At 62.5% G+C, this 7,128-nt stretch carries 6 protein-coding genes and 1 pseudogene; 4 read left to right on the top strand and 3 right to left on the bottom strand.

The features are described 5' to 3' along the window. A pseudogene (locus ACXRVY_RS13090) lies at window positions 1-92 on the top strand (group II intron maturase-specific domain-containing protein); the annotation flags it as partial. A gap of 221 nt (window positions 93-313) precedes the next feature. On the opposite strand, the gene ACXRVY_RS13085 reads toward ACXRVY_RS13090, so the two are convergent. The 3 genes from ACXRVY_RS13085 to ACXRVY_RS13075 are packed head-to-tail and all read right to left on the bottom strand — an operon-like array spanning window position 314 to window position 3,127. Continuing rightward, window positions 314-1,063, bottom strand: coding sequence for an enoyl-CoA hydratase-related protein (locus ACXRVY_RS13085; RefSeq protein ID WP_223460061.1), 750 nt, complete (start codon window positions 1,061-1,063; stop codon window positions 314-316). Window positions 1,064-1,092: 29 nt separating this feature from the next. Next, window positions 1,093-2,028 carry an iron-sulfur-binding ferredoxin reductase gene (locus ACXRVY_RS13080; RefSeq protein WP_457266023.1) on the bottom strand — a complete coding sequence of 312 codons (936 nt, stop codon included), beginning with the start codon at window positions 2,026-2,028 and terminating at the stop codon, window positions 1,093-1,095. After that, entirely contained in the window at window positions 2,021-3,127 is a 1,107-nt protein-coding gene (locus ACXRVY_RS13075; RefSeq protein WP_223460056.1) for a GGDEF domain-containing protein, read from the bottom strand. Before ACXRVY_RS13075 ends, ACXRVY_RS13080 begins: the two co-directional genes overlap by 8 nt. A 290-nt stretch (window positions 3,128-3,417) precedes the next feature. Here ACXRVY_RS13075 and ACXRVY_RS13070 point away from each other — a divergent pair, with 290 nt between their 5' ends. The 3 genes from ACXRVY_RS13070 to ACXRVY_RS13060 all read left to right on the top strand — a co-directional run. Beyond that, a complete protein-coding gene (locus ACXRVY_RS13070; protein ID WP_223460054.1) occupies window positions 3,418-4,941 on the top strand; it encodes a fumarate hydratase in 1,524 nt (507 codons plus the stop codon). A gap of 189 nt (window positions 4,942-5,130) precedes the next feature. Then, window positions 5,131-6,897 carry a sensor histidine kinase gene (locus ACXRVY_RS13065; protein WP_223460051.1) on the top strand — a complete coding sequence of 589 codons (1,767 nt, stop codon included), beginning with the start codon at window positions 5,131-5,133 and terminating at the stop codon, window positions 6,895-6,897. Further along, the coding region (locus ACXRVY_RS13060; protein WP_458237527.1) for a response regulator at window positions 6,891-7,128 on the top strand (238 nt) is incomplete at its 3' end. The genes ACXRVY_RS13065 and ACXRVY_RS13060, both read left to right, overlap by 7 nt.

Raw genomic sequence — 7,128 nt, 5'->3', positions numbered from 1 at the left:
ATATGAATCAGGCGCTGCCGAAGAAACTCTGGGATCGACTCGGGCTGGTCTCAATACTGGACACGATAACCCGGCTTAACCGCTTAACCTGAACCGCCGTATACGGAACCGTACGTACGGTGGTGTGAGAGGACGGCGGATGTAAATCCGCCTCCTACTCGATTCTGATCCGAAAGTTGTGTTGTCCAGTCCGGCCTCATCGCGAGCAAGCTCGCTCCCACATTGTCCGCAGATGCTCACAGATCATGTGTCCACCACGAATCCCTGTGGGAGCGAGCTTGCTCGCGATGGGGCCGGCCCTGACACCGAAAACTCAATGCCGCTTGATAAACCCGGTCAACGCCGCCAACGCTTCCGGCGACCGCAGCCGCTGAGTAAACAAAGCACCCTCTTCTTCTATCACCTTGCGCACCAACTCCCGATCCGGCGCCTTCATCAATTGCTTGCTGATCCGCACCGCTTCCGACGGCAGCGACTCAAAGCGCAACGCCATCTCCCGCGCCTTGGCCAAGGCCTCCTCGCCACTGCCCAGCGCCTCGGACGCAATGCCCCACGCGGCCGCCTGTTCACCATTGAAACCATCACCGAGCAGCAACAACTCCGCTGCCTTGGCCTGCCCGAGCAAACGCGGCAGGATCAGGCTGGAGCCAAACTCCGGGCACAGGCCAAGGTTGACGAACGGCATACGCAAGCGTGCATCGCGGCTGACGTAGACCAGATCGCAATGCAGTAGCATCGTCGTGCCAATGCCCACCGCCGCGCCAGCCACGGCGGCGATCACCGGTTTGCGGCATTCGAGCAGATTGAGCATGAAGTGAAACACCGGGCTGTCGAGGCCGTTCGGTGGTTGCTGGATGAAGTCGGCGATGTCGTTGCCGGCGGTGAAGCATTCGGCAGAGCCGGTGATCAGCACGGCGTTGATCCCGGGGTCGCTGTCGGCCTGTTTCAACGCCTCGGCCAAGTGGCTGTACATGGCACGGGTCAGGGCGTTTTTCTTGTCCGGGCGATTCAGGCGCAGGGTCAACAGGCCGCGTTCGCGTTCAACTTCGATGGCATCGGTCATGGCAGGTCTCGCGTCTGAAAAGTCAGCGCTCAACCACGGGGCAGGAATACATCGGCCAGCAGTTGATTGCGCGGCAACCCCGCCAGGTACAGGCGCCGGGCAAAGGCATCGACACTGTCGGGGGCTCCGCAGAGTAAGGCCAGGGTTTGCCGCGAAACAAGCCGCAGTTGCGCCAAAGCCGCCGGCAACTCGGCCGGGGTCCACAGTTCGACACTCAGGTTCGGACGACTGGCTGCCATGGCTTGCAGGGGTTTGGCCAGGTAGTGCTCATCGGCATCATGGGCCAGGTGAATGACGCGGATGGCGCCTTGGTGATCCTGCCGCAGCGCTTCGCGCAAGACGCCAAACAATGGCCCCAACCCGGTGCCGGCCGCCATCAACCACAACGGCCGGGCGTGCCAGTCCGGATCGTAATGCAAGGCGCCGCCGCGCAGCTCACCGAGGCGGATCGGATCGCCGATGCGCAATTGCCTGGCGGCATCGCTGAATTCCCCGGGCTTGCGGCAATCGAGATGAAACTCCAGAAAGCGGTCTTCTTGCGGCAGGCTGGCGAGGGAATACGGCCGCGCCACGCTGCCCGTCCACAACACCAGGTGCTGGCCGGCGCTGTAGCGCAATGGCCGCTGCGGGATGATCCGCAAACGCAGCACCGTAGTGCTCAGCCAATCGACCGCCGCGACCTCAGCCGGATGGCCATCGAGCTGCGGGTCGAAGGCGTGCACCTGCAAGTCCTCGATCACCTGGCACTGGCACGCCAGGCGCCAGCCCTGTTCACGCTGCTGTGCACTCAAGGCATCCGGGCAGCTGTCGCTCGGCAGGCCCTGCACACACTGCACCAGGCACGCATGACAACTGCCGGCGCGGCAACTGTAGGGCACCGGCACGCCGTTCTGATTCAGTGCGTCGAGCAGATTGCTGCCCGCCGCCACCGACCAGCGAAGTTCACCGACCCGCAGCTCAGGCATCGACGTTCTCCCACGCCGCCGCGCATCGATTACGGCCGTCACGCTTGGCGCGATAGAGCGCCTGATCGGCCTGTTGCAAGGCGTCATCGAGATCGTCGCCCAGCTCCAGCAGGGTCATGCCGGCGGACAGGCTGAGGTTGCGCACATCCAGGCCGATCAACTCGACATCGGTGAACGCGATGCGCAGCCGTTCGCAGCACGAAGTCAGACTGTCGGCATCGCAATCGGGCAGCAGCACCACGAACTCTTCACCGCCGTAACGGGCCAGAACGTCACCGTCGCGCAGGCACGCGGTGGCAACGCCGGCGAAGGCTTGCAGCACCTGATCGCCAGCGGCGTGACCGTGCAGGTCGTTGATGCGTTTGAAATGGTCGAGGTCGATCAGCGCCAGGCCGTGCACCACATCGGCGTCCATGGCGTTCAACTCGCGGGAAGCCAGGCGCAGGAAATGCCGGCGATTGAACAGGCCAGTGAGCTCGTCGGTGGCCACCAGGTCTTCGAGCTGGCGCATCATCCCGCGCAAGGTGTCCTGGTGCGCCTGCAAGGCAAAACGTCGCTGGCGCATGCGTTGTCGCGAAGTCTGTACATGGCGGGCATACAGCACCAGCCACACCAGTACGATGAGCAGTACACAGACTTGGAGCACCGCCATGGCCGGGTCAGGCAGCTGGAAGTGGTAGCCCTCCCACAGCGTGATCGCGCTGAAACTGAAGAACACCAGCAGCGCGCACCGTACAAAGGACCTGCGTGACAGATGGAACAGGCCGAATAGCAGGATCAGCACGTAAAACACCAGAAACGCACCCCTGGCTTCGTCCAGATGGGCGATCAGCCAGGTTTGCCAGCCCAGCCCCAGCAACACTTGCGCCTCGGTCAGGCTGGGGTCGGCGAAACGCAGGTTGTAGCCGCTGTAAAACACCGCGAACAGGGAGGCCTGGCTAATCACCACCAGCGTGCTGCCGATGATGACACTGGAAAGCGGCGCGTCGTAGTGACCGGTAAAAAACGCCAGCCAAAGCAACAGCAATGCCAGGGCATAGGTGCCGGCCGCGAGGGCGAAACGTTTGAGCAACAGGCGCTGGATGGCGTTATGGGTCAATCGTTGATTCACCGAATGAAAGGAGACTGACAGAGCGTCCTACTCTACAGACCGAATGTCACTTTAGTGGTGTGGCCGATAAATGACCATTCAATTTTCGGGATGGCCTTATGCGACCAACGATTGACTGCCGGCGCGTGTGCCTGTCCGCGAGGCGCGGTATACTGCCGCGCCTTTTTAGCGTCGCGCCAGCTTGCCCGGCGTGCCTTGAAAGGTGCTTGCAACCGACCGATGCACCCAAGCTGCAAGCACCTTATTGAATGTTCCCGTCTTTTAGAGGAGCGCGACTCATGACCGTGATCAAGCAAGACGACCTGATTCAGAGCGTTGCCGACGCCCTGCAATTCATTTCCTACTACCACCCCGTGGATTTCATCCAGGCGATGCACGAGGCCTACCTGCGCGAAGAATCGCCAGCGGCCCGCGACTCGATGGCACAGATCCTGATCAACTCGCGCATGTGCGCCACCGGCCACCGCCCGATCTGCCAGGACACCGGCATCGTCACAGTGTTTGTCCGTGTCGGTATGGACGTGCGCTGGGACGGCGCCACCATGGGCCTGGACGACATGATCAACGAAGGCGTACGTCGCGCCTACAACCTGCCGGAAAACGTCCTGCGTGCTTCGATCCTCGCCGACCCGGCGGGCGCTCGCAAGAACACCAAGGACAACACCCCGGCCGTGATCCACTACTCCATCGTTCCGGGTAACACCGTGGAAGTGGACGTGGCGGCCAAGGGCGGCGGTTCCGAGAACAAGTCGAAAATGGCCATGCTCAACCCGTCCGACTCGATCGTCGACTGGGTGCTGAAAACCGTCCCGACCATGGGCGCCGGCTGGTGCCCACCGGGCATGCTCGGCATCGGCATCGGCGGCACCGCCGAGAAAGCCGCGGTCATGGCCAAGGAAGTGTTGATGGAATCCATCGACATTCACGAGCTCAAAGCGCGTGGCCCACAGAACCGCATCGAAGAAATGCGTCTGGAGCTGTTCGAGAAGGTCAACCAGTTGGGCATCGGTGCCCAGGGCCTCGGTGGCCTGACCACCGTGCTCGACGTGAAGATCATGGACTACCCGACCCATGCAGCCTCGCTGCCGGTGTGCATGATCCCTAACTGCGCCGCCACCCGTCACGCGCACTTCGTGCTCGACGGTACAGGTCCAGCCTCGCTGGAAGCGCCACCGCTGGATGCCTACCCGGAAATCGTCTGGGAAGCCGGCCCGTCGGCCCGTCGCGTCAACCTCGACACCCTGACGCCTGAAGAAGTGCAGAGCTGGAAACCGGGCGAAACCGTCCTGCTCAACGGCAAAATGCTCACCGGTCGCGACGCTGCGCACAAGCGCATGGTCGAGATGCTGAACAAGGGTGAAACCCTGCCGGTTGACCTCAAAGGTCGCTTCATCTACTACGTCGGCCCGGTCGATCCGGTCGGTGACGAAGTGGTTGGCCCGGCCGGCCCTACCACCGCCACGCGGATGGACAAGTTCACCCGTCAGATCCTCGAGCAGACCGGTTTGCTGGGCATGATCGGCAAATCCGAGCGCGGCCCGACCGCGATCGAAGCGATCAAGGACCACAAGGCCGTTTATCTGATGGCAGTGGGCGGCGCGGCTTACCTGGTGGCGCAAGCGATCAAGAAGTCCCGCGTTGTCGCTTTCGCCGAACTGGGCATGGAAGCGATCTACGAGTTCGACGTCAAGGACATGCCTGTGACCGTTGCGGTCGACAGCAAGGGCGAGTCGGTGCACATCACAGGTCCCGCCATCTGGCAGCAAAAGATCAGTGAAAGCCTGGCGGTGGAAGTGCAATAAACAGCACTCCCCCCTGAAAAAAACCGGCCGGTCGGCAACGACAGGCCGGTTTTTTTTGGGGCTGGCAAAAATCTGATTCCACAAACGACCAACGCATTGAAACCACCGTCAGCGCATGGCTTCCAGCGAGTGATGAACACTGTCCGCATGGTATGGTGCTCCCCCTTATTTTCGTCTGTTGTTCTGAGCATGCTGCTGACTTCCCGATCGCTGCGCCTGGCGCTGTACACCCTATTGATCATCGCCGGTGCCGCCATCGTCGCCACGCTGGCCATGCGCCACGCCGTACGCCAGTCAATGGTCGAAGACGCGGCCCGCGCCAATCAGCAACTGGCGCTGTATGCCACGTCCCTGCATACCCTGATCGAACGTTACCGCGCCCTGCCCGCGGTGCTGGCGCTGGACCCGGAACTGCGCTCGGCGCTCAAGGGGGCGATGAGCCCCGGGCAACAGGATGCGCTGAACCGCAAACTGGAAAAGATCAATGGTGCCGCCGAATCCTCGACCCTGGAATTGCTCGACCGCAGCGGCCTCGCCGTGGCGGCGAGCAACTGGCGTTTGCCCAGCAGCTATGTCGGTCACAACTACGGTTTCCGCCCTTACTTCAACCAGACCCGCACCCAGGGCACCGGGCGCTTTTATGCCGTGGGCGTGACCAGCGGGATTCCCGGCTACTTCCTCTCCAGCGCGGTCAGCGATGACGATGGCCAGTTCCTCGGCGCCATGGTGGTAAAACTGGAGTTTCCCGAACTGGAGCGGGAGTGGCGTCAGGGCAGCGACACGCTGCTGGTCAGCGACGCACGCGGGATCATCTTCATCGCCAACCAGCCGGGCTGGCGCTATCGCCTGCTCAAGCCGCTGAGCGACAGCGATCATGCCGAACTCAAGACCACCCGCCAATACGACAAGCAGCCGCTGACGCCACTCGATTTTCAATCGTTGCGGCGCTTCGACGACAACAGTGACCTGGCTCGGGTTGACGGCCCGGACGGCAAGGCGGATTACCTGTGGGAATCCCTGCCGCTGAGCACCGAGGGCTGGACCCTGCACCTGCTGCGTCGCCCGCAGGTCGCCTTCGAAGACAGCCGCAACGCCGCGCTTGCCGCGGCCGGGTTGTGGCTGACCCTGGTGTTCCTGTTGCTGTTTCTCAACCAGCGCTGGCGCCTGGCGAAAATGCGCCAGCGCAGTCGCGAAGAACTCGAACGACTGGTAGAAGAACGCACCCGCGACCTGCGCACCGCCCAGGAAGGCCTGGTGCAATCGGCCAAACTCGCGGCGCTGGGGCAGATGTCCGCCGCCCTGGCCCACGAAATCAACCAGCCGCTCACCGCCCAGCGCATGCAGCTGGCAACCTTGCGCCTGCTGCTCGACCACGGCCGGGTCGACGATGCCTACAAGGCGCTCAAACCGGTGGATGAAATGCTCACGCGCATGGCCGCCCTCACCGGCCATCTGAAAACCTTCGCCCGCAAAAGCCCCAGCGGTTTGCGCGAACGCCTGGACCTGGCGGCGGTGGTGGATCAGTCGCTGCAACTGCTCGACACCCGGCTGCGCGACGAACAGGTCAGCACGGTGCTGCACCTGACCCGCCCGGCCTGGGTGCGTGGCGATGCGATTCGCCTGGAGCAGGTGCTGATCAACCTGCTGCGCAACGCCCTCGATGCGATGCAGGACAAACCCTGCAAACGCCTGGAAATCCGCCTCGAAGCCGACGAGCAATTGTGGCGCCTGAGCGTGATCGACAATGGTGGCGGTATCGCCGAAGAGAACCTGTCCAAGGTCTTCGATCCGTTCTTCACCACCAAACCGGTAGGCGATGGCCTGGGGATCGGTTTGGCCGTATCGTTCGCCATCGTTCACGAATCCGGCGGACGCCTGAGTGCCGGCAATCATGACAAAGGCGCTGTGTTTACCGTGACTTTGCCCATCGACCTGGAGGTGCATGAAGCATGCTGAACTCAGTGATCGTGGTCGACGACGAAAGCAGCATCCGCAGTGCTGTCGAGCAATGGTTGAGCCTGTCGGGTTTCGAGGTGCAGCTGTTCAGCCGCGCCGACGAATGCCTGGCGCAATTGCCCAGGCATTTTGCCGGGGTGATTCTCAGCGATGTGCGCATGCCCGGCATGACCGGCCTGGAACTGCTGGCCGAGGTGCAACGCCGGGATGCCGATTTGCCGGTGATCCTGC

This window comes from Pseudomonas sp. P5_A2_2 (genome assembly GCF_054177685.1).
The sequence above is the reverse complement of the archived record's forward strand: the minus strand, read 5'-3'. Positions and strand labels throughout refer to the sequence as shown.

Coding starts and splice junctions, on each gene's coding strand:
- ACXRVY_RS13080 (WP_457266023.1), bottom strand. CDS start 2,028: ATGCCTGAGCTGCGGGTCGGTGAACTTCGCTGGTCGGTGGCGGCGGGC.
- ACXRVY_RS13085 (WP_223460061.1), bottom strand. CDS start 1,063: ATGACCGATGCCATCGAAGTTGAACGCGAACGCGGCCTGTTGACCCTG.
- ACXRVY_RS13070 (WP_223460054.1), top strand. CDS start 3,418: ATGACCGTGATCAAGCAAGACGACCTGATTCAGAGCGTTGCCGACGCC.
- ACXRVY_RS13065 (WP_223460051.1), top strand. CDS start 5,131: ATGCTGCTGACTTCCCGATCGCTGCGCCTGGCGCTGTACACCCTATTG.